We start from the raw sequence: 25,188 nt of genomic DNA on the forward strand, positions 1-25,188 counted from the left end.
ACCCCGCCGGCTGCTGCGATCAGCGGCAGCGCCCCGCGAGCAGACAGTGCTCGCGGCCCTCCCGGTCGGTGCGGAAGCTTTCGACATAGCCGCCCTTGCGCTGGGTGACGAACACGGTACGACCATCGTCGCCGCCGAAGGCGAGGTTGGTCGGCTCCGGTCCCTGCAGCGCGATCTCGCGCACCATTTTGCCATCCGGCGATACGATCGCGATCGCCCCCTTGAGAATGCGCGCGACCAGCAGCCTCCCGGCGGCGTCGGTGCGCAGGCCATCGATGGTGTCGGGTGCGAAGGTCGTCACCAGCCGCGCGTTGCTCAAGGCATTGCCGTCGAGATCATAGGCCCAGATCTGGCCCGTGCCGGATTCCCCGACATACAGCGTCCTGCCATCCGGGCTGAGATCGATGCCGTTGGTGGTCCCCATGGCGCGCGGCGCGGTCATTACCTCGCCGCGGACGGAGCCATCGGCCGCGCGGGCGATGCGCCAGATCTGGCCGCTGCGGCCCTTCCAGTTGGGATCGCTCGCATAGAGCGTGCCGTCAGCGGCGATGGCGAGATCGTTGGGCTGGTTGAAGCGGTCTGACGTAAACAGCGCCTCGGGCGCCGACGCGCCGGGCGCGAGCGCGAAAATGGTGTGGCGCTTGTAGTCGGCGACCAGCATGGTGCCGGCGCGGTCGAAGCGGATGGCGTTGCCGACACTGCCCTCGGGAAGCGTCGCGAACAGCTCCGACTGCGGCGCGCCCGGCGCGAGGCGGCCGATGGTTCCCGGCTTGCCGAAGTTGACCACGAACAGCGCGCCGCTGGCATCCACCGCCGGCCCCTCGATGCCGAAGGTGTATTCGCCCGGCGGCGTGATGCGCCGGCTCGCGAACAGCGGCTCGTCCGCCTGCGCAGCGCCGCACCATGCCAGCACCAGGGCGCCCTCACAGAGGCGCGAGAGAACCTTGCGGAATGTAGTAGCCCTGGTCATCGCTGCAGTCGCCGTTGAGATAGAGATCGGCCGGCCGATAAATCCGGCTGAAGCCCGTCTTTCCTGTGGCGGGAGATTCCGTCACCACGACGACCTTCCCTGCCGGAATGTTGCCGCATTCGCGGCCGTCACGGGCAAAGAACCGGCGCTGCACCACCCCGCCGCGGATCCGCATCCGCGTGCCCGGCACCATGGTGCCGACCAGCAGATCGACCCGGTCGAGCAACTGCGCATAGCCCGCCTCATGCGCGGCAAGCCCCTCGCCGCCCGGCGGCATCAGGCGTTCGGCGCCGACGCCGCGCAGCCGCGTGCGCAGCTTGCCGGCGTCGGGATCACCCGGAAAGATCCAGCCGTCCTGGCCGAGCATGAAGCGCAGCACGGTGTCGTCCTTCTGCGCGTCGGACAGGCCAGCCTTGAGACCGAAATCGGCATGGCAGCCGACACAATGCTTCTCGACCACGCCGGCGCGAAACGCCGACAGCCGCGCACGGTTCGGCGCACTGGCGGCGACAAAGCGGGCAAGAGCATCGATCTGGGCATCGCTGCGCCGGTCGCAAGGCTCCGCCGCATCCGGCGCCGCCGTAGTGGCATCGATGCGGATCACCGTGCGGTTCTTGTCCTCGACCAGCCAGATCGCACCGTCCGCGGCAACCGTGAGGCCGACCGGGGCGCCCTGCGGACGCACGCCATTGACCTTGTGCCATTCGGACACCAGCTCGGTGAACGGCGCGGCCGCCACGTCGACACCATCGGCCTGGAACGTGTGCGTCGGCTCCGTCCCGCAGCTGACATGGTAGCGCACCGGCGGCGAGCTTTTGACCGGAAAGCCCCTGGCATCGACCTCGTACACCAGCACGCGGCTGCCGGTCGGCCGGTAGCCATGCAACCCGACGATCAGCCGGCCCGCAAGCTGCGGAAACTTCGAGCCCTGATAGTACAGCATGGCGAGCGGCGCGCCGTGCGGCGGCATCAGCGTCGCCGGCTGGCGATAGCGCGCAGTGTTGGCGCAGAGATGGCGATAGGGCCCGGCCGCGGCCAGCACCGCCTTGAACTCCGGACTCTCGGTGGTGTTGTCGTAGCAATACGGCCAGCCATAGTGCTTGCCCGGCTCGATCGCGTTGATCTCCTCGTTGGGCTTGAAGATGTCGGGCAGGTCGCGGCCGTTCTCGCCCTGCAGGAAGGCGAAGCCCGCATCGGGAAAATCCGGGTGCAGCGCCAGCGCCATCGAATTGCGCAGGCCCTGCGCATAGATCTCGCGATGCGGATTGGGATCATTCGGCTTCAGCGTCGCAAACACGCCGCCCGCGGGCGGCACGAACATCCAGATCGCGGCAAGCGGAGATGCGCCTTCGCCGGCAGGACAGGGCTTGCGGATCGGCCCTGGCGTGATGCAGTCGTCGCTGTGCGAACCGACATTGACGAACAGGCGCCCGGTCCTGTCGAACATGAAGGCCTTGAGCGGATGGCTGCTGTCCTCGACCCGCGTGCCGTCGGAGAGCCGGATGCGGCGCCCCGGCAGGCCGTGCACGATGGTCTCGACGGTCGCCGCCGGATTGTCAGCGCGCGGATCGAACCGGAAAATGGTCTCCGCAGTCGAGGCGTAGACCTTGCGATCCGGACCAATGGCAAGGCCGAACGGATAGTCGAGGCCGGTCAGAAGTTCGCGGATGCGCGCGCCCGCCGGCGCAGCGGGATCGAGCCGCAGCAGGCGGCCCTGGCCGCTGCCCCAGCCGCCCATGTCGGCGATGACGAACAGCGCGCTGTCCGGAACCTGCACGATGCTCCGCGGAAACCTCAGGCCGTCATCCTCGCTCGCGACGAGGCCGGCGCAGAAACCCTGCGCGAGGCCGATGCGCAGCTTCGGAAACGCCAGTGCGCCGTCGCCGCAGGTCTCCGGACCGATCACATAGCCGCTTTTGCGCACGGCCTCCCCGGCCTGTGGCGCGCCGCCGACCATCGTCGCCGCAATGACAACGGCGGCGGCCAGCAGCCGACGCGGCGATATCCCGATCATCCCGGCTCCCGAGGTGTCCATTGACAGCCACGAACGCTAGCGCGCGCGAGGGCGCACGCCAAGCGGGGTGGCACACCGCGCACCCATGCCGGCGATCGGCTGTGGGGCTATTTTTTGGGGTTGATCGAGAAGCGCAAATTCAGTGGTTGCAGCATCTCGGGCGGCGGCGCTTCGCCGACATTGCCGCGGGTCAGGATGGTGCGCAGGTCGGCGTCCGCCGCGGCGTTTTTCAGCGCCGGAAACGATACCTTCTCCACCGAGCCATCGGGATTGAGCCAAGCCCGCACGACCAGCGCCGGCGGCAGGCCATCGTCCTGCCCGGCTCGCTCCTTCACATACGCACGAAAACGCCGCGCCACCTCGTCGTCGGCCTCGATCCAGCTCTCGAAGCGATACTGCACCAGCTTGGCAAACTGGCCCCAGGACGGCGGCGCCTTGGACGGATCGCGGAAGTCCAGCCCCTGGGCCTGCGCAGCGACGACGGACACGCCGCCGATCCCCGGCAGCAGCACGGCGAGAAGAAGGCCGACGCGGCCGGCGAAGCGAAGACAAGATGACAGATGCATGACGGGAATGGAGAACCTGCGGAAGGGACGATCCCGCGACTCTGCCCGGCTAGTTTTGCAAGCACGTGACACGGGCCGAAATCGACGCCGCGCGGTTGGCGCGCGAGGCGCCACCTGCGAGCTGCGGCCGATCGTCCTGGACGAACCGCACACCATGTCCCGCCATGAATGCCTTGGCCTCATCCGCGCCCACCGCGATGACCCGGGTCGGCGTCGTGCGGCGGCTGATGACGCCGCCGACCAGCCCACGCGCGTCGAGCACCGGCGCGCCGCTGGCGCCGAAGGTTGCATCGGAATCCAGCGCCATCTGCCCGGCAGGGTCCGTCGCCGCGGCCACGGTGGCGTTGGCGAGCGTGCCGCCGCGGGCGATCAGACCCGGCAGGCGGTCATAGGCTCCAACGAACACCATGTCGTTGAGCCCCGGAGGGGCACTCTTCGGGAAGACCGCGGCCAGCCCCCAGGTGCGCGGCACCTTGATCAAGGCGATGTCGGCGCGGTCGGACAGCGCCAGCACGCGTGCGCTCGTCGCCCGCCCCTCCTTCGCCACCACGACGCGCACGCAGGCATCCACCGCATGGCGCGCCGTCAGCATGGTGCCGCTGTCGTCGACGAAGAAACCGGTTCCAGTCTTCTCGCGGCTGATGGTCGCGTCCACCGGCGGCCGCGACAGCGACCGCGTCGGCTCCCGCGGGCGGTCGCGATCCTGCCAGGGCAGCCCCTGCGCGGACGCCGGCACTGCGACGAGAACAGCAAGACCGATCAGAAGCAGACCTCGAACCATGGGCGCCCGTCTCGCACGCCGCGCCGAGCCTCGTCAAGGCTCGCATCCCGCCCGGCATCCGCCGAATCCGCAGTCGATCGCCGCTGCCGGAGACGCAGCCGCCTCACCTGACACCAGCGCAGCCGATCACGATCTGCACGTCGCCGCGCTCTGCAAACTTCGGGAAAAAGCGACCGCCGAACCAGGAACCCGACGTGTCGTGCCGGGTTCTGAAAACTCGACGTTCACAGAAGGAGACCACGATCATGAAGAAGCTTGCCGCCGGATGTCTGCTTGCCGCCGCGACGCTGACCAGCGCGTATGCCGCGACAACGCTCAGCAGCGCACCGTCCGAAAGCTGGACCGTGACCAACTACTACAAGCAGTCGGTCTACGATCCGAAGGAAAGCAAGATCGGCGACATCGACGACGTCCTCGTCGACAAGTCGGGCAAGATCACCGGCCTCGTCATCGGCGTCGGCGGCTTCCTCGGCGTCGGCGAGAAGGACGTCATCGTGCCGTTCAGCGCGATCAAGACCGCGCACAAGAACGACAAGTGGTGGCTGACGCTCGACGAGACCAAGGACAGTCTCAAGTCCGCCCATGGCTATACCTACGACAAGGCGAGCACCACCTGGGTGCCGGCCAAGAGCTGATCATGAACTGACCCGGCCCAGACCAGGAGCCGGGCATCAGCCAAGGCCTGAAGACGGGCCACGCCGCCCCCGGCGTGGCCCGTCTTCGGATGTCGTCACTGCGCTCCCGCAACAGGCTCCATGGGCAGGGTTACGTCGCGGTGGAGGACGCGCCCTCAATGGTTTCGCGCAAGGCATCCGTCGAATACGGCTTGCGCATCCGCGGAACATTCGACAGTCGTGGTGGAAACGCGATCTGCTCACCGTAGCCCGAGGCGAACGCAAACGGCACACCGAGATCGACCAGCCGCTCGGCGACCTCGAAACTCGTCTCACTGCCAAGATTGACATCGAGGAGGGCGAAATCCGGCGTTTTCTCGCCAATCAGTTGCAGCGCGCGATCGACGCTGCTGGCGACGCGGATCGACGATACGCCGAGCTTGCGCACCATCTCCTCGACGTCAAGAGCGATGATCATGTTGTCTTCAAGAACGAGGATGTCGTCCGGCAGAAGGCTCGACGCCCGCGCCAAGCGCAGCTCGGCCGCGCGCGACGGCGGCCCGATGTCGCTCGCTTGGCGCACATGGCTCGCAGGCACCACGAACGCTGCCCGCAGCCCATCGAGTGCGAAATCGATCCGCGCCTCACCCTTGAGATCATGGGCGATCGAACGTTCGATCACCGTGCTGCCGAAACCGCGCCGCAGCGGCGGCTTGACAGGCGGGCCGCCCTGTTCTCGCCAGTTGATCGTGAAGCGGCCGACCGGATCGAACCCTGTATCGATCGCCACGACGCCGCGGCTATCGCTGAGCGCACCGTATTTAGCCGAATTCGTGATCATTTCATGCATTACCAGCGCCACCGTGGTGAACGCCTCGGGAGCGATCTGGGCATCCGGTCCCGAAATCAGCACGCGCTCGCCCTTGGCGCCGAGATAGGCGCCGGCCTCGGCGTTGACCAGCGCCGAGAACAGCGCCGGCCCCCACTGCTCGGCCGTGATCTGATCATGGGCGCGTGCGAGCGCCTGAATGCGCCCGCCAACGACCGCGGTGAAAGCCTCCACGGTCTGACTGCTATCGCGGCTCTGCGAAATTACGCCCCGGATCAGAGCGAGGATGTTACGGACGCGATGATTGAGCTCAGCGACGAGAAGCTCCTGGCGCTGCTCGGCGCGTCGCCGCTCGGCAAGCGTCTGGTCAGTGAGCCGCAGAATGACTTCCAGCAGGCTGAAGCGGAGATTTTCGGCGATGCGACGCTCGACGGGCTTCCACGGCACCGACTGCCCGCGCACGGTCTCCTTCCACAATTCGAAGCTCTTGCGCGGCGTCAGGCGCTCCCCATGGGGACCGATGGTCACGGACTTGGCGGGATTACCCGCCCAGTTGACATTGCGCGCGGCCTCCTGCCTGAAGAACAGGATGAAATCCCGCGCCGGTCGTGACAGCGGCATCACCAGCATGCCGGCGGCGCGATCGGCAAAATCCCTGCCGGCCGGATAGCTCGCGGCGATCTCCTGCCGCGCCAGGATCTCAGTGACCTCGTGGCGGCACAAGTGCTCGATCAGGCCCGCGAACTGGGCCTCGGTCGGCGCGAGCCCGCGCAGCACGCCCCGACCATTCACCCAAACTCCGATGCCGTCGCAAACCAGCAGGTCCGCGATATCGTCGAGATGGCCGATAATGCTGTCGAAGCGCATATTTTCGCTGGCCATCACGGTAACGAGGCGCTGGTGCAGCAGTTGGCCACGGGCCTCGACAGCGACTTCCGTCTCGCGCTCACGGTTCTCCATCAGCAACGAGAACATCTGGCCGAACAGCTCGGCCGCGGTGCGGCGCCCGAACCCGACATAGTGCGGCGCGTAGTGATGACAGGCGATCAGGCCCCACAGCTTGTTCTGGCGCAGCACCGAGACCGACATCGACGCCCGCACGCCCATGTTCCGCAGATACTCGAGATGAATGCTCGACACGCTGCGCAGCGTGCTCATCGACATGTCGAGCGGGCGACCGTGCTCGTCCAGCCCGGGCTCGACGGCGAACGTCTCGGCATCGATATCGGGAATGATCCGCAACCAGTTGCGTTCGTAGAGGCGGCGGGCCTGCTGAGGAATGTCGGAGGCCGGGTAGTGCTGGCCGAGATAGGAGCCGACATCGTTTTGCGCCGACTCCGCGATCACCTCGCCCGATCCATCATCGTCGAAACGATAGATCATGACCCGGTCGAAGCCGGTCAGCGCCCTCATTTCACGCGCCGCGCTCCGAAAGAACGTACGCTCGGTATCCGCCTGGCGAAGACGGGCCACCATGCCCTGCACGATGGCGGACGCATTCAGCGCCGCATCATCGACATTTCGCTCGCATTCGACGACGACACGATCGCCGAGTGCGTGAACGGCGACGTCGCAGACCAAGCCGCCCGCCGTCAGCCGAACGCCGAAGATGCGGGCTGTGGTATCGCCCATCACGGCGCTCTGGAGATTGCCGCGAATGGTGTGCAATGCCTCCTCGAGAAAGAACGCGTCGAGCGGCTGGCCGATCATCGCGCCCGGCTCAACGCCGAGCCAGTCCACGACATTCGCAGACACCCTTTCGACGCGCCATGTCGCAAGCGACACGACGACAATGAAGCCGTAACTCTGCACCCGGCCGAGCAGATGGATCGGCTCGCGATCGCAGTTCGTCAGATCGACCGTAGCTGCGCCCTCGCTCATTGCACCGCCTCCGCCCGAAAAGCCGACGCGAACCGATCGAACGTCTCCACCGCGGCCGCAACGGCCTGCCCCGGAGCCCGCCTCGCCGCGTCGGACGCCTCGAGCCGGGACAGGAATGTCGGCCAGTACGCCTTGCCGGCGCCATGACCAAGATAGCGCGTCGCCGCCTGCATGCGCGGGCTCGCGTTGGCCATGGCGTGGCCGAGCAGCCACAAGCCGCCGAGCCGGGAGCCCTCCAACACGTAAAGCACGCCCAGAAGGCTTGCCTCACCTGTCATCGCCGGCGAATCGCTATCAACCCGCGGCGCTTCACCGAACGCGGCGATATCTTCGATCAGAGCCTGGGATCGTGCCCGCTCCGGCCAGTCTTCAAGCAGTGTCGCGACGCCCGCACGCTGCAGCGCCGCCTCGATCGGCAGCAAGGCTCTCGCAGACGCCCGCAGGAAGACGCGGTATCCATCCTCGCCGGCAGCAAACAGCGGGCCGATGCCTGCATCGAGCGCGGCATGCTGCACGGCCGACGCCTCGCGCAACAAAGCGCGCATCGACACGGCGGCTTCGGGCGGGTTCGCAGCAGACAGGGAAGATTGCAGTGACAATGTCAAAACCGGCCTCGCTTCTTATCGGTCACACGCGGCGCCGGCTTGCCGGAGAAACCCGACAGGCCAATCGCCGCAAAGCTGTTGGGGAGACATCCCGGCCGAACCAGGCTCACTCCAAGCTGCATCACCGCTCGGATGTGTAGAACATGGAAGCCAACGGCCCATCGACAACCGCGGCAACCGCGTTCGGTTCCCGAGTACGCAATCTCCAGCGTGCGCCGTTCCCATTCTGGAACAGGCGTCCGCGAACAAAGTCGCGTCAATGTGCTCTGGCTGCACGTCGCTCCGGCGATTCGCGACCGTACCAGCCGGTTGGTGAGAATGGCGTCGACGACGTCTGTGCGGAGCCCACCGCACCGCCGACAATCTGATATGGTCCGGCGTCGAGGCCCCGCGCCCGGCATCTATCAGATACTGACAGCCTGACATCGACGGACCCCACGCATGAAAAAGATCGGCTTCCTCTCCTTCGGCCACTGGGCACCCTCGCCGCAATCGCAAACCCGCACCGCAGGCGATGCGCTGCTGCAGTCCATCGATCTCGCGGTCGCGGCCGAGCAACTGGGCGCGGACGGCGCCTATTTCCGCGTGCATCATTTCGCACGCCAGCTGGCGTCGCCGTTCCCGCTGCTGGCTGCGGTCGGCGCCAGGACCAGCCGCATCGAGATCGGCACTGCGGTCATCGACATGCGCTACGAAAACCCGCTCTACATGGCCGAGGATGCCGGCGCCGCCGATCTCATCGCCGGCGGGCGGTTGCAGCTCGGGCTCAGCCGCGGCTCGCCCGAGCAGGTGATCGACGGCTGGCGCTATTTCGGCTTCAGCCCCGCGGAAGGGCAGACCGACGCCGACATGGGCCGGCGCCACACCGAGGTGTTCCTCGATCTGTTGCGCGGCGAAGGCTTCGCGCAGCCCAACCCGCGGCCGATGTTTCCCAACCCGCCCGGCGCGTTGCGCCTCGAGCCGCATTCACCGGGCCTGCGCGAGCGCATCTGGTGGGGCGCCGGCTCCAACGCCACCGCGGTGTGGGCCGCCAAGCTCGGCGTCAACCTGCAGAGCTCGACGCTCAAGAACGATGAGACCGGCGAGCCTTTCCATGTCCAGCAGGCCGCGCAGATCCGGGCCTATCGCGCCGCCTGGAAGGAGGCCGGCCACACCCGCGAGCCGCGGGTATCGGTGAGCCGCAGCATCTTCGCGCTGGTCGACGACCGCGACCGCCTCTATTTCGGCCGCTCCGGCCAGGACGACGACCAGGTCGGCTTCATCGACGAGCGCACCCGCGCGATCTTCGGCCGCAGCTACGCGGCCGAACCGGACGTGTTGATCGAACAACTGAAGGCGGACGAGGCGATCGCGGAAGCCGATACCCTGCTGCTGACCGTGCCGAACCAGCTCGGCGTCGCCTACAACGCCCATGTCATCGAGGCGATCCTCAAGCACGTCGCGCCCGCGCTCGGCTGGCGCTGACATCACGACAAAGGCGGCGCTTTGCTGCGCCGCCTTGTCGAAGAATGATGTCCGGACTTGCGAAACCAATCGGCCGCCTAGTGATGCACCGCCGAGACGGCGCCGGCTCCGACATCATCGCGCCGCCCATCGTCGGCTGCGAGATCGTCGGCGCTCGCCTCCGGCTTCCAGCCCATGCGCTTGGCCCACATCGCGGTGAGAATCGGCACGACGATCGCCGTGACGAGGCAGGACGTCGCCACGAGGGCGGTGGCCGCCGGCGCGACCTTCTGGAAGGCCGGGATCATGTCGCCGATGATCTTGGGATTGGCGATCGCAGCGCCGGCCGTCGACGACGCCGCAAGACCCGCGGCGCCGTTGCCACGGCCGATGAACCGGTCGGCAAGCATCAGCGGAATGCCGGTGACGACGATCACCCCGAGCCCGAGCAGGATACCCGGCAGGCCGCTGGTGAGAATGACCTTCATGTCGATGCCGTTGCCAAGCGCGAAGCCGAAGAACGGAATCAGCGGGTGGACGCAGCGGCCGAAGAACGCCCGCAACTCGTGATCGAGATTGCCGAGAGCAAAGCCGATGATGAACGGTAGCACGGCGCCAACGAACAGCCGCGGCTCGAACACCGCCGCGCCGGCAGCACCGAGAATCAGCATCGAGATCAGCGGGCCGGATTCGACCGACATCAGCACGAAGGCGCTGGCTTCCTCCTTCTTGCCGTACTGCTGCATCAGCGCGGCGTAGAGGCCGGCATTGGTCATGTCCATCGCGGAGGTGATGGCGAGCACCGAGATGCCGGCGAGGAGACCGGTCTCGATGCCGCCCTCAGGCAAAACGCGGATGGCCACCAGCGTCACCAGCCAGGCAACGAGCGTCTTGGTGGCGAGCAGCGTGCCCGACTTGCGCAGCACGGTGCCTGTGGCCCGCAGATCGATGGTCGCGCCCATGCAGAAGAACCATACGGCGAGAATCGGCACCGTGCCGGTGATGAGGCCGTTGGTGAACGAGCCGAAATACGCGCCGGCGCCGGGGGACCACGTCCGGCACATGGCGCCGAGCACCAGCGGCACGAGCATCAATCCGCCAGGCACCTTCTCGATCGCAGCCTTGATTCGCATTTTCTTCCCTTCTCTTGTTTTTGTGTTGTGGTGGTTCGGCGTGAAAGCGCTAGGCCTGCCTGAAGCGCAGGTTGCTGCGCGACAACTGGTCGATCGAGCGACAGCCCATCAGCCGCATGTCCCGCTCGATCTCGACACGCAGCAGATGCAGTGCGCGGGTGACGCCGGCCTCGCCGGCCGCCGCGAGCGGATAAAGGTAATAGCGCCCAAGCCCGACGGCCTTGGCGCCGACGGACAACGCCTTGAGCACATCGGTGCCACGCTGGATGCCGCCGTCCATGATCACATCGATGCGATCCCCCGCCACATCGACGATCTCCGCGAGCTGGTCGAACGCGGCGCGGGAGCCGTCGAGCTGGCGACCGCCATGGTTTGAGACGATGACGCCGGAACAGCCGATCTCGGCAGCACGGACCGCATCCGCCGGGGCCATCACGCCCTTCAGACAGAAGGCGCCGCCCCAGATCTGCACCATCTCGGCGACATCGTCCCAGCTGATCGACGGATCGAGCATCTCGGTGAAATAGCGACCGATGGACATCGCGCTACCGCCGAAATCGACATGGGCGTCGAGCTGCGGCAGGCTGAATTTCTCATGCGTGAGGTAATTGATCCCCCACATCGGCTTCATCGCGAACTGCGCCATGCCGTTGAGGTTGAGGCGGAATGGAATGGTGAAGCCGGTGCGCAGGTCGCGCTCGCGATTGCCGCCGGTGACGCTGTCCACGGTCAGCATCATCACCTCGACGCCGGCCTCCCGCGCCCGCTGCATCATGGCGCGGTTGAGGCCGCGGTCCTTGTGGAAATAGAACTGGTAGACCTGCGGACCGGCGTGGGCGCGGCGCACCTCCTCGAGGCTGACGGTGCCGAGCGAGGACACGCCGAACATCGTGCCGGTCTTCGCCGCAGCGGCAGCGACGGCGCGCTCGCCCTGGTGATGAAACAGGCGCTGCAGCGCGGTCGGCGAGCAGTAGAACGGCACCGCAAGTTTCTGGCCCATGACCGTGGTCGACAGGTCCACATCGGCGACGCCGCGCAGAATGCTGGGCACGAGGTCACACGCCTTGAACGCCTCGGTATTGCGACGGTAGGTGACCTCGTCCTCGGCCGCGCCGTCGATGTAGTTGAAGATCGGTCCGGGCAGCCGGCGCTGCGCCAGGCGGCGGAAGTCGTGAAAATTGTGGCACTGCGCCAGACGCACGCGTGACCTCCCCCTGGTTGCCGGGCGACGATCGACCGCGGCGACGATCGGCCACCTTGGAACTATGCTGTACCCGTTGAAGGTCGTGGTAAAAAGATTTTACCATGCCGTCAATCCCTCTTGATCGACCCATCATCCGGGTTGCACAAGCGGGGGCCACGAGAAGATGCCGGCGGCCACTGGCAGGGACAGCTTCTTCAGGAGACGACGACGAGCGTGATCAACACCGTACGGACACCCAAGGTCGCGCAAGCGATCGCCGACCATATCGAGAAGCTCATCCTCGAGGGCACGTTGCGGCCGGACGAACGACTCGCGCCCGAGCGCGATCTCGCCGAAAAGCTGCAGATCTCGCGGCCTTCCCTGCGCGACGCCCTCGGCCTCCTCGTCGAGCGCGGGCTGCTCGTCAGCGACCGCTCGGGCACCCGTGTCGCACAATTCCTGTCGCCGCTGCTGCAGCCGCTCGCCACCCTGCTCGAGGACAAGCCGCGCGTCACCGCCGACTACTTCGAATTCCGCCGCATCCAGGAGGCCCACGCCGCACGGCTCGCCGCCGAGCGTGCCACTGACATCGACCGCGCGGCGATCCGCGAATGCATCGGCCGCATGAAGCGCGCCCACGGCCTCGAGGATCCGACCCAGGAGGGCGAAGCCGACGTCGAGCTTCACCTGCTGATCTATGAGGCCAGCCACAACGTGGTGCTGCTCCATGTCATGCGCGCCCTCGCTGACCTGCTGCGCAGCAACATCTTCTACAGCCGCAGCCAGCTCTACCTGCGCGAGGGCGTGCGCGAGCGGCTGCTGGAGCAGCATATCGCACTGGCCGATGCCGTCGTCGACGGCCGTGCCTCCGATGCCGAGGCGCGTGCGACCGAGCATGTCCGCTTCGTCTTCGAGACGGTGGAAGAGATCCGGCGCGACAGCGAGCGGCTCGAAACCTCGCTCAGCCGCATCGAGCGCAAGCACCTGCTGGCGAAGTGATGGTCGAGCCGCGCGGCGGTTGACAGGAGAGCCACCAGCGCTCGCGCGGGCGGCTTGCTACGGATGCGCTTCACCGGGAGCTGCAGCGCCGGTGCCCCCTTCAGCGATCATCGCTTCGATCAGCTGCGGCAGGCCCCAGCCGCATGTCGACGCGCAGTTGCTCGACCTGCCTCACACTCCACGACGATAGCCCGCGCCGAGGCAACGGCCTTCACCACCGTCTCAGAGGTGCGCATTGCCGGCGGAGCACCGATCGACAAGCACGCCATGATACGCGACAGCAGCAACAACGTCGCTGCAAGCATCACGCCCCCGACGGCCATCTGCGCAATCACATGCTTGATGGACGCACTGCCATCCACAAACACGTCGAAAGCATTGTGCATGATGCGGCTCGATCCCGTTGCATTCGCTTCTGCACGTGGAGCTATAGTCCGAGTCGCGGAGGCGATGCTTCAGGTAAATTTAACGGGGCGTTGTTGACTCATGCGCGACTCGGGGCCAAGTCCACCCGCGGCTGGCGCCGGGCATTGATGATGCCTTCCAGAGCATCGGAATGGAGCGCGATGCTGCCCGTGACCAGGTAGGCAGCGTATTTGATCACCAGCACCGCGGCACTAACCGCCAGACTTCCCATCGCGATCTTCAGCGAGCGGTTCATCGCGCTCTTCGCGGCAGCCGCAATCCCGGCCGCCCGGCATCATGTGCGCATACGGCCTCACGATGCATCCGATTCGATGACTGTTTATCGTCAGCCAGCGTAACGGGGCTGTCCATCTTAAAATGTCGGCGGTGTGCAGACCCAGAGAATGCTGGCCGCGGCGTCGCCGAGGTTTCGGTAGGAATGCGGAATGTTCGAACGGAAGCAGAAGCCATCACCGGTCTCGAGCCGGTGCCTGTCACCATTCAGGGTCAGTTCGACGACCCCGGCGAGAACATAGCCGACTTCCTCGCCTTCATGCGTGATCGTCTCCCCGCTCAATCCGCCGACTTCCAGATGATGGATATTGCACTGGAGAAGATGGCCTTCCTTGTAGGGGATGATGCGCTCGAGCATCACGCCGCGCGACGCCCGCTTGCGCTTGTCCAGGGTGATGAACGGCCGCGCGCCCTTGCGGAAGATCACAGCTTCGTCGTCGGACGGCTCGTCGAACAGCCAGCTGATGTTGGTTTCCAGCACCTGGACGACGCGGTGAATCATCGGAAGGGAGGGCAGAACCTTTCCGTTCTCAACCTTGGAGAGCAAACTTTCCGAGCATCCCCCGCGGACAGCGAGCTCCTTCAGCGTCAAACCCTTCATCTGCCGCGCAAGGCGCAGCCGCAAACCGAGGCTCTTCTTGGTATTGGTCAGGCCATCCCGTTGCGGCTCTTGGCTTTTCTTCCTCGTCATCCCAGACCCTTGTCGGACGCGACCGGCTCGGTCGTCGTTATCGATGGTCCTAGTGCGCCATGCCGCCATCGACCATCATCTGCTTGGCCGTGATATAGCGGGATTCCTCGGATGCCAGAAATACGTAAATGGGGGCAACCTCGTCCGGTGTTCCCTGGCGCCCGAGAGGCACGATCCGCCTGACCACCTCGCCATGTGCCTCCACACCGCCCATCAGGGCGATCGCCGGATTGTTGAAGGGCGTGTCGATCCACCCCGGCAGCACAGAGTTGACGCGGATGTTGTCGGGAGCGAGCTCCTGCGCCAGCGCCACCGTGAAAGCGATGACCGCTCCCTTGGCCGCGGCATAGCCGGTCATTCCCGGAGCGCCGCGAAGTCCAGCCAGCGACGATGTTGTGATGATGCTTCCGCCGCCGGCCCGGCGCAGCGCCGGCGCGGCATATTTCGCGGCGAAGAACGTGCCACGCGCATTGACATCGAAGACGGCATCCCAGTCCGCCGCGGCGAAGCCCTCGGCGTGCCCCAGCCGCTGCAGGCCGGCAAAGACGACGAGCGTATCGAGCCCACCCATGCGCGCCTCGGCCGTGGCGACGGCATCCCGAACACTGTGTTCGTCGCGAACGTCACAAGCCAGGGCCGAGGCATGGCCCGCGTCTCCCGCAGCTGCCGCGACCGTCCCATCCGCTGCGGGCAGGTTGATGTCGGCGACGACTATCCCTGCACCATTGGCAGCAAAGGCCAGCGCCGCGGCCTGGCCGATGCCTGTCGCCGCTCCGATCATCAAGGCTCTCTTTCCGGCAAGTCTCATGATGCGTTCTCCTGGTACGAGGTCTCTGCCTCTTCGGCACTCGAAAGCGGATTTCGTGCCCATCGCCCGATGGTCGGCCCCGGCAGATCATCCATTGACGCCGTGCTCATCGACCGCACGTCGCGCGGATTGTCCGGACATCCCGAACGATGCTGCCGGCAGCTGCCGCGGCTCCAGATGACAGGCAGTGGCATGCCCGGCGCCACCGGCCAGAAGCGCGGGCTCCCGGCTTCGGCAGGCGTCGAAGACGAACGGACAACGGCTCTGGAACGAGCAGCCCCGCGGGATGTGGATCGGGTCCGGGGGCTCGCCCTCGAGCAGATAGGTCTGGGGCAGGAACGGCTTTGCCTCCACGGTGCTGACGGAGCTCAGCAAGGTCCGTGTGTAGGGGTGAGACGGGTTGTCGAAGATCGTCGCGTTGTCGCCGATCTCCACGATCCGGCCGAGATACATCACCGCGATACGCGCGCAGGCGCGACGGACCATCGCGAGATCATGGGAGATATAGAGATAGGTGATGCCGTGCCTGCGCTGGAGGCCATCGAACAGGTCGAGAAGCCTGGCCTGCTCGACCTGATCGAGAGCGGACAGCGTCTCGTCGAGGATCAGCAGCTTCGGCTCCAGCACCATCGCGCGCGCGATGTTGACACGCTGACGCTGCCCGGCGCTCAGCCCTACGGGCAAGCTGTCATAGAGGTCGAGCGAAAGGCCGACCTCCGTCATCACCTCGCAGACCCGCTCTCTCAACCGGCGGCCCGAAGCAAGACGATGGATGCGCAGCGGCTCCTCGATCGTGGCCCCGATCGATGCATGCGACGGGATGGCGTTGTAGGGATCCTGCAGCAGCAGCTGAAACTTGCGGCGCATCGCCAGCAGCGCCTCGCCACGCAGCACCGCAACATCGCCGCCGTCCACCTCGATCGCGCCGGTATCCGGCTTTTCCAGCGACGACAGCAGGCGCGACAGCGTCGACTTTCCACAGCCGGATTCGCCGATCAGACCCAGGCTCTCGCCGCGACGCACCTCGAACGACACGCCGCGCACGGCTTGCACCTGCTTCTTGCCGAACAGCGACGCCCGATCCTTGACCTCGTACAACTTGGCGACATCGACCACTTTCAGCACGACGGGCTCGGCGCTCGGCCGGGGGACCTCACCGACGCCGCTCCAGAGGCGCGGCACCTTCGCGAGCAGCTCGCGGGTATAGGCGTGAGACGGCTGCGCCTGCAGCGCCGCCTTGTCCTGTGTCGCGACCACCCTGCCCTGATGCAGGACCACGACCTCGTCGGCGATATCCGTGATCGTTCCCAGCGACGAGGATACGAAGACGATGGAGGTCTCGAAGTCGCGCTGCAGCTCGCGCAGCAACCGCAGAATTTGCGCCGCGACCGTGACGTCCAGCGGCTGCGTGATGTTGTCTGCGACAAGCAGTTTCGGCCGCGAGATCAGCGCATCGACAATCATCGCGCGCTGCATCATGCCACCGGAGAACTGAAACGGATACTCGTCGAAGCGCGCCCCGGCCGAGGGGATGCGAACCGCATCCAGGAGTTCGATCACACGGTGGCGCGCATCCCTGCCGGACAGACCGGGTTCGATCTTCCTGAGCTTTTCCTCGATCTGGTGGCCGACCGGCATCGTCGGATCAAGCGCCGTGGTGGGATTTGAGCCGATGTAGGCGATTTCGCGGCCTCGCAAGGCCGCCATCGCAGCGCCGGACATGCCGAGGAGATCGGAGCCGCGATAGATGACCTTGCCGGAAGCGATCCGCAGCGGCGGCGGCAGCCAATTGACCAGCACCTGCGCCAGCAGGGTCTTCCCCGATCCGCTCTCCCCGATCACGCCGAGAACGGCCCGCGGCTGCACCGTAAAACTGACGTCCGACAGCAGCTTACGCGGGGCGTTCGCCCCGATGGCGATACTGAGGTTCTCGACCTTCAGAAGGGGCTCCGCCATCAGGCCGCTCCCTGCAGGACGAGGTTCCGGCTGCGCTCGAGCACACCGCCGATCAGGTTGAGGCTGCCCAGCGACAGCGCCAGAAGACAGCCGGGCACGATGGTGATCCACCAGGCGTTAAGCAGGTATTGCGTGCCGCCCGAAATGATGGTCCCGAAGGTCGGGGTCGGCGGCTGGATGCCGATGCCGATGAAGCCGAAGATCGCCTCGAAAATCATCATGCGGGCGACGTCGAGCACCGCGACAAACGCGATCGAGGGCAGGATCGACGGCGCGATGTGCCGCAACATGATGCGGACATCCGAGGCACCGATGATCCGGGCGGCGCGCACATATTCCTTTTGCCGTTCGGCAAGGGTCACACTGCGCGCGACACGCGCATAGGTCGGCCAGCCTGCGAGGACGAGAACGGCGATGATGGTGAAGGCGTTCGGCCTGGACATGCCCAGGATGGTGATCGCGAGGATGATCACGGGAATGGACATCTGGACGTCCGTCACCCGCATCAGGACGACATCCGTCCATCCTCCGCGGTAGCCCGAGAAGATTCCGATGGCGCACCCCAGAACGAACATCAGGACGACACTGGCGGTTCCGATCAGGAACGCGTTGCGCAGGCCGATCAGAGAGCGCAGCAGCAGGTCACGACCAAGCTGGTCGGTGCCCAGAAGATGCGGCAGGCGTCCGCCGTCCATGAAAAAGGGCGGAAGAAACTTGTCCTGCACGGTGATCTTCGTGGCGGATGCATCGATGAGGAACGGTCCGGCGACAGTCAGGACGAGCAACAGAACGAACAGAAGGCTCGCGATCTTCATGTCCGGCGAACGCCATGCGGTGCGCAGGATGCGCGCATTGACGCTAAGGCTCCGGGCGGGCGCGGTGATGGCGGATGGGGAAACGGTCATGGCCAAACTCAGAACTTCAAACGCCTGTCGATCGTGGTCGAGGCGAAATCGACGGCGATATTGATGACGACAAGAACGGCGCTCGCGAAGATCGCGACCGTCTGGATCACGGGAAAATCGCGCTGAAACACCGCGTTGATCGTCAGCAGGCCAACGCCGGGAAAGCTGAAGATGTACTCCACCACGAACAGGCCGCCGAGCAGCATGCCAATCATCTGGGCGCCGAAGCTGTTGAGCAGCGGCACCGCGGCGTTGCGCAGGACGTGGCGGAACAGCATCGTTCTTGCGGTCAGTCCGCGAACCTGGCCGATGTCGTAGAACGGTTCGCGGATGTTCGAGGCGACCGCCACGGAGATCGAGCGGATCATCACCGGCGCCAGTTCGATCGCCAAGACCATGGCCGGAATGAGCACGTAGCCGACATGGCGATAGCCGATGGCCGGCAGCCATCCGGTCTTGGCCGACAGAAGATAGATCAGCACGATCCCGACCCAGATGTTCGGCAACGACACCAGGAACGATGACAGATAGAGCGCGAGCTTCTGCGACCAGCCGCCATTGCTGACGCCGGCCAGAATGCCGAGCGGGATCGACAGGGCGCAGGCCAGCAGGAATCCGCTCGCCGCAAGCAGCAGCGTGTAGGGCAGCGCCCGGCCGATCAGTGCGATGACCGACGCGCGCTCCGCAGGCGCGGAGCCGCCGGCATCCTGCGATCCTCCGGTCGCACCGCCCTGCTTGCCGCGAATGAATGAGGTGCCGAAATCGCCCCTGGCGAGATCGCCAAGATAGCGCGCGAACTGCAGCGGGATGGGGTCGCGCAAGCCGAGACGCTGTGCGGCTTCCTCCATTGCCGACGGCGTCGCCATCGGCCCGAGGATGATGCGGATCGGATCTCCCGGCGCGACGCGCAGGAGCGTGAAGATGACAAACGCAACGAGCAGGATGATCAGCACACCCTGACTGATGCGCCGCAGGAAAAACTCCAGAGCAAAGGCCATCGGTCATCTCACCTGTGAGGAGCGGACACGGGCGATGCGGCCCATGCCGCATCGCCCGCCGGGCAATCTCAGGAGAGCGTCGCCTTCGACAGGTCGATCGGGCCGTTCGGATAGAACTTGACGCCGCTGAGCTTTCCGCTCATCGCTCGCAGGAACACCGAGGAAAACAGCGAAATGCTCGGCGCCTTCGCCGCGATGAGAGGCAGGGTCTCCTCGCGAAGGATCTTGAGACGCGCCTCGGTGGAGGTGGCGTTGCGCTCCTTTTCCAGCGAGACGTCGATCGCGGGATCGCTGATGCCGTTGATCAGGGCGAACTTGGAGAGGTAGTTCGGGCGCAGCACGAGGTCCGGCTCCGGCGAGCCCGTGATCCAGCCGACGTCGATGATGTGTCCCGGCCCCTGGCCGTCGGCACGGCGATAGAGCTGTTCCTCCCAGGCCGCGGGCTCCAGCGTCGTGAGCTTGACCGGAAAACCCTGCTCCTGAAGCATCGCCGTAATGAGTTCACCGTACTCGCGCGTCTTCGGGTAGAAGCCGACCGAGGTGATGTACTCGATTTCGGGCAATCCGCGCCCCTTCGGAAATCCCGCCTCGGCCAGCAGGGCCTGAGCCTTCTCCGGATTGTAGTCGGGATATCCCTTGACCTCGGTGAAGCCGAACTTGACCGGCGAGACATGGCAATTGGATGCCTGCCCGGCTTCGCCGACCACGGCCAGCACCTGCGTCCGGTCGATGGCATGACAAACGGCGAGCCGCACCCTGGAATCGTTGAAAGGCGGCTTGTTGCAGCGGAAATGCAGATACTTGTTCTCGCTGGACAGCGAGCGGTCCGTCTTGAGCTTCGCCTCCTTCTTGAGCGAGAGATACTGCTCGGGCTCGAGACGTTCCGTCAGGTGATATTGCCCGTTCAGCAGGCCCAGCACGCGGGTGTTGGCATCGGGGACATACGCCCAGACAAGTTGCTCGATGGACGGCTTGCCTTCGTGAAACTTGTCGAACGCCGCGAACTTGATCTGGTCGCCGACGGTCTCGACATACTTGAACGGCCCGGTTCCGTTCGGCCGTTGCTTCAGTGTCTGGGGATTGCGGATATCGGCCGCCGACATGATGGGAAGGAAGCTGGATACGTACCAGAAGTTGAGCGCGGGATAGCCGTACTTGCTGGTGTTGAGCCGCACCGTATGGTCGTCGACGATCTCGACATCGACACGCCCCGGATACCAGGCGGACGCCGGCCTGTCGGGGTTGGAGGCATATTCGTAGGTCGCCTTGACGTCTTCGGCCGTGAACGGCTTGCCGTCATGAAACGTCACGCCGCGGCGCAGCTTGTACTCCAGCGTGTGCTCGTCGACGATCGACCATTCGGTCGCGAGATCAGGCAGGATCTCGCTCGGATTGGCTTCGCTCATCGGGCACTTCGTCAGATGGCCAAAGAGAAAGCCTTCCGCGGTGATCTGCGGCGCCACGGTGTGCGAGGTCGGATCCCAGCTGCTTGTCACGGTCCCCGCCGCGGCAAAGATCAGAGGTCCGCTCGCCGCCGCGGCATTTCCAGCGACAGCCGGCAGCGACAATGCTGCAGCGCCCAAAGCGGTCGTCTTGAGGAGTTCGCGCCTGCTTATCGTCATGGGTAGGTTTCCTCCGTTGCTGAACAGGTCATGCAAAGGGGCACCAGCCAGCGATCGAACGCAGCCGCGGATAATGAAAAATGCGCCCCTTGAGGAAAGCGGGCTTCTTGATCGGCCCGTCAATCTCCGCCGACAGGATTAAATCCAACCACAACCTTATTCAAGTCACTTGAATGAGGATATCGATATATTTCCGGCTCTCCATATGAGCCACCGGTCACGACGACCCGCGGCAATGCCGATGAATGCTCCAGCATTCGCTCGCGCTACGTGACGCCAGCAGCAGCGCGTCATCGCGCACACTGCGACGCACGACACACACGCAGGCGACACATCAGGCCCCCGCAATTCGAGACGCTATCATGGATGACTGGCGCTCTTGCGACGTGCGCGCGCATCGCGCGTGCGCGGCAGCGCGTTGAAATGCCGCATCGGTCGCTGCGACCTGGCACGACACCGTAACGATAGATCTATCGGCGGACTCGCGATGATGCTGATCGTGCACAATGTTGACGCTAAGCGCCCGCACTTTCGAAAAAGCTTGCGCTCAAGAAAAGAAGGCCCGGTCGGTGGACCGGGCCTTCGCAACGACATGAGACGCGTTACTTTCTGACCGGCGCGTAGAACGTGCCATCGACCTCCGCGATGTCGTCCTGATCGAGCTTGCGCACCTCGAGCACGGTGCGCGGCGGATACGGCCCCTTGCCCCACAGCTCTTCCTGCACCTTGTTCACCACCGGACGCAGGCGAACCACGTCGGAGACATAGATCGTCAGCCGCACGGCATCCTGCAAAGTGGCGCCTTCGGCGGCGGCGACCTGCTTCATGTTGAGGAACATCTGGCGCACGCGCGCCTCCTCCCCCTCGACCAGCTTGTTGGTCACGGGGTCGACGCCGCGCATGCCGCCGACAAAAATGAACTCGCCGGCGCGCGCGCCGACGCTCCAGGATCCGCTCGGCTGCACGCCGCCCGCCACTGGCGGAATGATCTTGACGTCGCCGGCAAAGGCGTGGCTCGACAGCAGCGCGCAGGCAACGAGGCCCGCGAGCAGTTTCGAATGGACGATCATGGATAACCTCCGGGTCAGGACAGAAACTCTGTCAGGGGTGAAAGATTTTTTCCGGCCCGCTCGCGCGGCGAGCGGCGCGAGAGACGCGCGCGATCGATCAGCGGGCGCTCCACGGATCGCGACGACGCTGCCAGAACGGCGCGTCGGCAAAGCGGTGCTCGGACGCATAGAGTCCGGCCTGGGTGGCGAGATGGGACGCGATGCCCTGCAGGAATTGCTGCTCGTAGCGCACCGCAATCGACGCGTCGCCGCCGACCAGCCCGGCGATACTCTCCGCCGCGCGCAGGCCGCTCCACAGCGCGGTCGCCATTCCATTGGCGCCCAGCGGATCCATCGCGCTGGCGGCATCACCGGCGCGGACGATGCGGCCTTCGACCAGCGTCGCCGCCGTCACCGTCGCCGCCGATGCGAACTGCAGCTCCGCCGAGGTCGCCAGATCAATGCCCAGACTTTCCAGCCGGGCGGCGATCACGCTAGTCTGCGATGCCAGCCCGGCCCACACCGGAGCATCCTTGCGCAAACCGGACGGCAGAAGATCGGAGTCCGTGAACAGGCCCACGAGGACCCGGCTGCCCGGCATCATGGACATGTACCACCAACCGAACGGCACGGCCTCGACCAGGGTCGCAGCAACGGCCTCGACATCGTCATCGAGCGGATGAATGCTGTAGCAGGCCACGAGCCTGTCCAGCCGGTGCAACGTGTCAGGACCACAGCTGATGGCCGCACGGCCGGTGCAGTCAACGACGAACTCCGCCGTGACCGACGATCCGTCCGACAGCCCGATCGTGACCTCGTCCGCCGAACGCATCAGCTGCCGCGCCTCGGCCGCGATGCGGTCGACGCCATCAGCCGCGAGCGCCGTCGCCATCCGCGCCTCGAGCCGCGCACGGTCGACATGCCATCCCCCGACCTCCTCCGAAGCCGCGGCGCCGCGGCGCAGCGCCGTGCTGCCCCAGACGGAGAAACGTCCGCGGCTTGCGAGCGCGGTGTCGTCGCCCAGCAGGTCCAGCCATCCCAGCGCCTCCAGCGACGGGAATGCCCGCGCCGACAGCGTTTCGCCCCGACTGGCGACGTCAGGCTGCGGGGCGACCAGCAGCGGACGAAATCCCTTGCGCTGCAAGGCGCGTGCAGAGGCCATGCCGGCCATGCCCGCACCGAGAATGACGGCCTGCCGCGCCGCCACTAGATTGGTTCTTTGTTTGCGGCGAAGTCGGTCGTGCCGCGCTGCACCTCGACGAAGACTTCAGCGGGGACGCCGGCGATGTCCTTCGGACCGCTGCGACGCACGACGACGCCCATCTTCGACCACAGGTCGATCATGCGACGCAAACCGTCGGTGTAGCTGGCTTCGACATGCAGGCCGATGCCGGCAGCACCACGCGACCACGCGACACGCGCGTGGTAGAAACGCAGCCGCTCCTCGAGCGGAAGATCGGTCCGCATCATCTGCTTGTAGAAGCCTTCCGGCAGCACGTCGACGGGCAGCAGCGCCGGCCACCACACCGGCGTCGGGAAGCCATCGCCGGTCAGCACCGATTGACAGCTGAATGCGTCGCCCTGCCAGGGAACGCCCATCCAGCGCGTGAGGTCGCCCGGCGCCTGCGGGCCGACCGGCGCTCCGTCCTGCGGACGCTGCGGATTGCCGGCGAACACGTTCTGCGGATTGAGCTGCAGCCCGACGTCCTGGATCAGGCCCGGCCGCCGGGAGATCGCGATGCGGAACGGCAGCGGCGTGTCCTTGCTCGAACGGTAGAGCTCGGCGTGGCGGATCGGCCAGGTGATTTCAACGCCCGGATGGAACGCACCGCCCGAGCAGGCATCGAGCGCCGCGCGGGTCAGGGCTTCCGGCCGCATCGACAGCGGCAGATCGTCGATCTGACTGACGGCATCCGCCGCCGCATCGTCAAGGTCGTTGACGAAGTCGCCCCGCGCCCAGCTGTCGAGGATTGCGTACTGCGTGGCCGTCAGCGTCAGCCAGCCGGTCGGGCTGCCCGGGAAGTTGATGCCGTCGCCGAGCATCGGCGGCAGCGCGGCCGAACGGACGTCCTCGCCGCCGGGCTTGCGGAACGCCGCCAGCACCTTGTCGCGCGCCGCACGCGCCGTCGGCGCGGGATCGGCGAGCGACCTGATGACCGCCGGATCCGACAGATCGTCGAGATCGCCCCACGCCTTGCTGAGATACGAGGCCTGCGCGACCCACTGCATCATGCCCGAGCGCCGGAGGATCGGGAGTACGTCACGGCGGAACGAGACCTTGCCGGCGACCGCCTGGATGTGGCCGGACGCAATCATGGCTTCCCGCGCCGCATCGTACAGCGTCACGATCGGTTCGATCTGCGGTGCGAATTTCGGGCCGCAGCACACCACCCAGGCCGGCTCGCATTCGAGATCGGCGTCGCCGACCCGCGCGGTGGCCTTGACCCAGCCGTCGCACCAGTCGTCGTGCCAGCCATCGTTGTTGGTGAAATCGCGCACCGGGTTCTGCGGCAGCGCGCTGTTGGCGACGCCGTCCGCCGGGAAGACCAGCAGCCGCGCGGCCTCGTCGGTGCGCAGATGGCCGAGCTTGACCGGCATCCTGCCCCAGAACCGTCCGGCCATCTGATGCGCCGCATCGCGGCCATCGGCGTTCTTCGACGCGCCCTCGATGCGGACCGCACCGGCATCGATCGCCAGCATCGCCTCGCGGCGCGCCGGCTCGATGAAAGCGTTGCGCTGCGCGCCGGGGATACCGGGCGCGCGATCACCACCATCCATCGCGTTGGAGTAGCCATACCAGGCGGCCTTGGTATTGGCGACATGCACGGTCCAGCGCACGCCGTCGGCCGCGCCGAGCTCACGCACCACGCGGCCCTGATCGTCATAGCCATAGATGCGGAAGCGCTGGACCTGCTTCTTGAGCCGATCAGGCCCCTGCTTGAAACCGCCCTTCGGTTCGGTCATCAGGCCCGGCACCTCGGGCGCGAGAAACCATTCATCACCATTGCCGACGCGCGAGAAGCCGATCGCCGGGAAGATCGCCGCGCGCACGATGCGCGCGCCAGCCGGCGCCGGCTGCTGCGCTTCCACCGGCGATACGGCCGCCTTGAAAAGAGCAGGCCCCGCCAGACCGAAAGCAGATGCACCGATCAGAAAATCGCGCCGCTTCATTTCCACAATCCCTTCACTTCGATCCCTGAGACTTCCTCCGGCCGCATCGGTCATCAGCAGGGCGAACATGCAAACGACGACGCGCTGGCGCATGGATCGCGCATGCTGCGATCGATCCGGCACTACAGGCCGACTAAGCAGAATTATTTAATAGCGTGTTGCCGGATGCGGACGCGCAGGCGCCGCGGGCTCTGCCGCACGCCAGTCCAGCGGACGGAATGCGCGCCGGATGCGCGCGAGAGAGCACGATCAGGCGCCATCGCGTCACCGA

General features: G+C 66.0%; 23 protein-coding genes. 3 read left to right on the forward strand and 20 right to left on the reverse strand.

Going from position 1 to position 25,188, the window contains the following annotated elements:
- Nucleotides 1-19: 19 nt before the first annotated feature.
- The 5 genes from JQ639_RS08760 to JQ639_RS08780 form a co-directional block, all read right to left on the reverse strand.
- Nucleotides 20-970 (reverse strand): SMP-30/gluconolactonase/LRE family protein, encoded by a 951-nt coding sequence (locus JQ639_RS08760; protein WP_211965734.1) that lies wholly within the window; start codon nucleotides 968-970, stop codon nucleotides 20-22.
- Entirely contained in the window at nucleotides 924-2,984 is a 2,061-nt protein-coding gene (locus JQ639_RS08765) for a PQQ-dependent sugar dehydrogenase (protein ID WP_211965735.1), read from the reverse strand. The genes JQ639_RS08760 and JQ639_RS08765 overlap by 47 nt, the downstream gene beginning before the upstream one ends.
- A 107-nt stretch (nucleotides 2,985-3,091) precedes the next feature.
- Nucleotides 3,092-3,550, reverse strand: a complete 459-nt coding sequence (locus JQ639_RS08770; protein ID WP_211965736.1) for a hypothetical protein — start codon at nucleotides 3,548-3,550, stop codon at nucleotides 3,092-3,094.
- Nucleotides 3,551-3,599: 49 nt separating this feature from the next.
- Nucleotides 3,600-4,331 carry a S1 family peptidase gene (locus tag JQ639_RS08775; RefSeq protein WP_211965737.1) on the reverse strand — a complete coding sequence of 244 codons (732 nt, stop codon included), beginning with the start codon at nucleotides 4,329-4,331 and terminating at the stop codon, nucleotides 3,600-3,602.
- Between the two features lie 103 nt (nucleotides 4,332-4,434).
- Nucleotides 4,435-4,578: a hypothetical protein gene (locus tag JQ639_RS08780; RefSeq protein WP_211965738.1), complete on the reverse strand. Its 144-nt coding sequence runs from the start codon at nucleotides 4,576-4,578 to the stop codon at nucleotides 4,435-4,437.
- On the opposite strand from JQ639_RS08780, the gene JQ639_RS08785 reads away from it, so the two are divergent.
- Entirely contained in the window at nucleotides 4,577-4,966 is a 390-nt protein-coding gene (locus JQ639_RS08785; protein ID WP_211965739.1) for a PRC-barrel domain-containing protein, read from the forward strand. The genes JQ639_RS08780 and JQ639_RS08785 overlap by 2 nt on opposite strands.
- A 130-nt stretch (nucleotides 4,967-5,096) precedes the next feature.
- Here the strand turns inward: JQ639_RS08785 and JQ639_RS08790 are convergent, their stop codons facing one another.
- Both JQ639_RS08790 and JQ639_RS08795 read right to left on the reverse strand, forming a co-directional pair.
- Nucleotides 5,097-7,655: an HWE histidine kinase domain-containing protein gene (locus tag JQ639_RS08790; protein WP_211965740.1), complete on the reverse strand. Its 2,559-nt coding sequence runs from the start codon at nucleotides 7,653-7,655 to the stop codon at nucleotides 5,097-5,099.
- Entirely contained in the window at nucleotides 7,652-8,260 is a 609-nt protein-coding gene (locus JQ639_RS08795; protein WP_211965741.1) for a biliverdin-producing heme oxygenase, read from the reverse strand. Before JQ639_RS08795 ends, JQ639_RS08790 begins: the two co-directional genes overlap by 4 nt.
- Nucleotides 8,261-8,701: 441 nt before the next feature.
- Here JQ639_RS08795 and JQ639_RS08800 point away from each other — a divergent pair, with 441 nt between their 5' ends.
- Nucleotides 8,702-9,724: an LLM class flavin-dependent oxidoreductase gene (locus tag JQ639_RS08800; RefSeq protein ID WP_211965742.1), complete on the forward strand. Its 1,023-nt coding sequence runs from the start codon at nucleotides 8,702-8,704 to the stop codon at nucleotides 9,722-9,724.
- 77 nt (nucleotides 9,725-9,801) lie between these two features.
- Here the strand turns inward: JQ639_RS08800 and kdgT are convergent, their stop codons facing one another.
- Together kdgT and JQ639_RS08810 are read right to left on the reverse strand one after the other, a co-directional pair.
- Nucleotides 9,802-10,836: a 2-keto-3-deoxygluconate transporter gene (kdgT, locus tag JQ639_RS08805; protein WP_211965743.1), complete on the reverse strand. Its 1,035-nt coding sequence runs from the start codon at nucleotides 10,834-10,836 to the stop codon at nucleotides 9,802-9,804.
- 49 nt (nucleotides 10,837-10,885) lie between these two features.
- Nucleotides 10,886-12,037: an alpha-hydroxy acid oxidase gene (locus JQ639_RS08810; RefSeq protein ID WP_211965744.1), complete on the reverse strand. Its 1,152-nt coding sequence runs from the start codon at nucleotides 12,035-12,037 to the stop codon at nucleotides 10,886-10,888.
- 216 nt (nucleotides 12,038-12,253) lie between these two features.
- Between JQ639_RS08810 and JQ639_RS08815 the strand changes: the two genes are divergently transcribed.
- Nucleotides 12,254-13,018, forward strand: a complete 765-nt coding sequence (locus JQ639_RS08815; protein ID WP_349644621.1) for a FadR/GntR family transcriptional regulator — start codon at nucleotides 12,254-12,256, stop codon at nucleotides 13,016-13,018.
- A gap of 119 nt (nucleotides 13,019-13,137) precedes the next feature.
- Here the strand turns inward: JQ639_RS08815 and JQ639_RS08820 are convergent, their stop codons facing one another.
- The 11 genes from JQ639_RS08820 to goxA form a co-directional block, all read right to left on the reverse strand.
- A complete protein-coding gene (locus JQ639_RS08820) occupies nucleotides 13,138-13,404 on the reverse strand; it encodes a hypothetical protein (protein ID WP_211965745.1) in 267 nt (88 codons plus the stop codon).
- Nucleotides 13,405-13,502: 98 nt separating this feature from the next.
- The gene (locus tag JQ639_RS08825) at nucleotides 13,503-13,679 is read right to left on the reverse strand and encodes a hypothetical protein (RefSeq protein ID WP_211965746.1); all 177 of its coding nucleotides are present in this window, start codon (nucleotides 13,677-13,679) and stop codon (nucleotides 13,503-13,505) included.
- A 117-nt stretch (nucleotides 13,680-13,796) separates the two neighbouring features.
- Nucleotides 13,797-14,408 (reverse strand): cupin domain-containing protein, encoded by a 612-nt coding sequence (locus JQ639_RS08830; RefSeq protein WP_211965747.1) that lies wholly within the window; start codon nucleotides 14,406-14,408, stop codon nucleotides 13,797-13,799.
- A 49-nt stretch (nucleotides 14,409-14,457) separates the two neighbouring features.
- Nucleotides 14,458-15,279: an SDR family NAD(P)-dependent oxidoreductase gene (locus JQ639_RS08835; RefSeq protein WP_249123021.1), complete on the reverse strand. Its 822-nt coding sequence runs from the start codon at nucleotides 15,277-15,279 to the stop codon at nucleotides 14,458-14,460.
- 24 nt (nucleotides 15,280-15,303) lie between these two features.
- Complete coding sequence (locus JQ639_RS08840) at nucleotides 15,304-17,172, reverse strand: dipeptide ABC transporter ATP-binding protein (protein WP_211965748.1); 1,869 nt, start codon at nucleotides 17,170-17,172, stop codon at nucleotides 15,304-15,306.
- Nucleotides 17,172-18,077, reverse strand: a complete 906-nt coding sequence (locus JQ639_RS08845) for an ABC transporter permease (protein WP_211965749.1) — start codon at nucleotides 18,075-18,077, stop codon at nucleotides 17,172-17,174. Before JQ639_RS08845 ends, JQ639_RS08840 begins: the two co-directional genes overlap by 1 nt.
- Nucleotides 18,078-18,085: 8 nt before the next feature.
- The gene (locus tag JQ639_RS08850) at nucleotides 18,086-19,075 is read right to left on the reverse strand and encodes an ABC transporter permease (RefSeq protein ID WP_211965750.1); all 990 of its coding nucleotides are present in this window, start codon (nucleotides 19,073-19,075) and stop codon (nucleotides 18,086-18,088) included.
- A 68-nt stretch (nucleotides 19,076-19,143) separates the two neighbouring features.
- Complete coding sequence (locus tag JQ639_RS08855) at nucleotides 19,144-20,697, reverse strand: ABC transporter substrate-binding protein (protein ID WP_211965751.1); 1,554 nt, start codon at nucleotides 20,695-20,697, stop codon at nucleotides 19,144-19,146.
- Between the two features lie 602 nt (nucleotides 20,698-21,299).
- Entirely contained in the window at nucleotides 21,300-21,767 is a 468-nt protein-coding gene (locus JQ639_RS08860; RefSeq protein WP_211965752.1) for a RidA family protein, read from the reverse strand.
- Between the two features lie 97 nt (nucleotides 21,768-21,864).
- Entirely contained in the window at nucleotides 21,865-22,953 is a 1,089-nt protein-coding gene (locus tag JQ639_RS08865) for an FAD-dependent monooxygenase (protein WP_349644620.1), read from the reverse strand.
- Nucleotides 22,953-24,917: a CTQ-dependent glycine oxidase GoxA gene (gene goxA, locus JQ639_RS08870; protein WP_211965753.1), complete on the reverse strand. Its 1,965-nt coding sequence runs from the start codon at nucleotides 24,915-24,917 to the stop codon at nucleotides 22,953-22,955. Before goxA ends, JQ639_RS08865 begins: the two co-directional genes overlap by 1 nt.
- Between the last annotated feature and the right edge of the window lie 271 nt (nucleotides 24,918-25,188).

Source organism: Bradyrhizobium sp. U87765 SZCCT0048 (assembly GCF_018131225.1).
In the GTDB taxonomy this organism is placed as follows: Bacteria; Pseudomonadota; Alphaproteobacteria; order Rhizobiales; family Xanthobacteraceae; genus Bradyrhizobium_A.

Coding starts and splice junctions, on each gene's coding strand:
- JQ639_RS08840 (WP_211965748.1), bottom strand. CDS start 17,172: ATGGCGGAGCCCCTTCTGAAGGTCGAGAACCTCAGTATCGCCATCGGG.
- JQ639_RS08825 (WP_211965746.1), bottom strand. CDS start 13,679: ATGAACCGCTCGCTGAAGATCGCGATGGGAAGTCTGGCGGTTAGTGCC.
- JQ639_RS08770 (WP_211965736.1), bottom strand. CDS start 3,550: ATGCATCTGTCATCTTGTCTTCGCTTCGCCGGCCGCGTCGGCCTTCTT.
- JQ639_RS08860 (WP_211965752.1), bottom strand. CDS start 21,767: ATGATCGTCCATTCGAAACTGCTCGCGGGCCTCGTTGCCTGCGCGCTG.
- JQ639_RS08790 (WP_211965740.1), bottom strand. CDS start 7,655: ATGAGCGAGGGCGCAGCTACGGTCGATCTGACGAACTGCGATCGCGAG.
- JQ639_RS08800 (WP_211965742.1), top strand. CDS start 8,702: ATGAAAAAGATCGGCTTCCTCTCCTTCGGCCACTGGGCACCCTCGCCG.
- JQ639_RS08780 (WP_211965738.1), bottom strand. CDS start 4,578: ATGATCGTGGTCTCCTTCTGTGAACGTCGAGTTTTCAGAACCCGGCAC.
- goxA (WP_211965753.1), bottom strand. CDS start 24,917: ATGAAGCGGCGCGATTTTCTGATCGGTGCATCTGCTTTCGGTCTGGCG.
- JQ639_RS08845 (WP_211965749.1), bottom strand. CDS start 18,077: ATGACCGTTTCCCCATCCGCCATCACCGCGCCCGCCCGGAGCCTTAGC.
- JQ639_RS08835 (WP_249123021.1), bottom strand. CDS start 15,279: ATGGGCACGAAATCCGCTTTCGAGTGCCGAAGAGGCAGAGACCTCGTA.
- JQ639_RS08785 (WP_211965739.1), top strand. CDS start 4,577: ATGAAGAAGCTTGCCGCCGGATGTCTGCTTGCCGCCGCGACGCTGACC.
- kdgT (WP_211965743.1), bottom strand. CDS start 10,836: ATGCGAATCAAGGCTGCGATCGAGAAGGTGCCTGGCGGATTGATGCTC.
- JQ639_RS08775 (WP_211965737.1), bottom strand. CDS start 4,331: ATGGTTCGAGGTCTGCTTCTGATCGGTCTTGCTGTTCTCGTCGCAGTG.
- JQ639_RS08820 (WP_211965745.1), bottom strand. CDS start 13,404: ATGCACAATGCTTTCGACGTGTTTGTGGATGGCAGTGCGTCCATCAAG.
- JQ639_RS08855 (WP_211965751.1), bottom strand. CDS start 20,697: ATGACGATAAGCAGGCGCGAACTCCTCAAGACGACCGCTTTGGGCGCT.
- JQ639_RS08760 (WP_211965734.1), bottom strand. CDS start 970: ATGACCAGGGCTACTACATTCCGCAAGGTTCTCTCGCGCCTCTGTGAG.
- JQ639_RS08850 (WP_211965750.1), bottom strand. CDS start 19,075: ATGGCCTTTGCTCTGGAGTTTTTCCTGCGGCGCATCAGTCAGGGTGTG.
- JQ639_RS08830 (WP_211965747.1), bottom strand. CDS start 14,408: ATGACGAGGAAGAAAAGCCAAGAGCCGCAACGGGATGGCCTGACCAAT.
- JQ639_RS08765 (WP_211965735.1), bottom strand. CDS start 2,984: ATGATCGGGATATCGCCGCGTCGGCTGCTGGCCGCCGCCGTTGTCATT.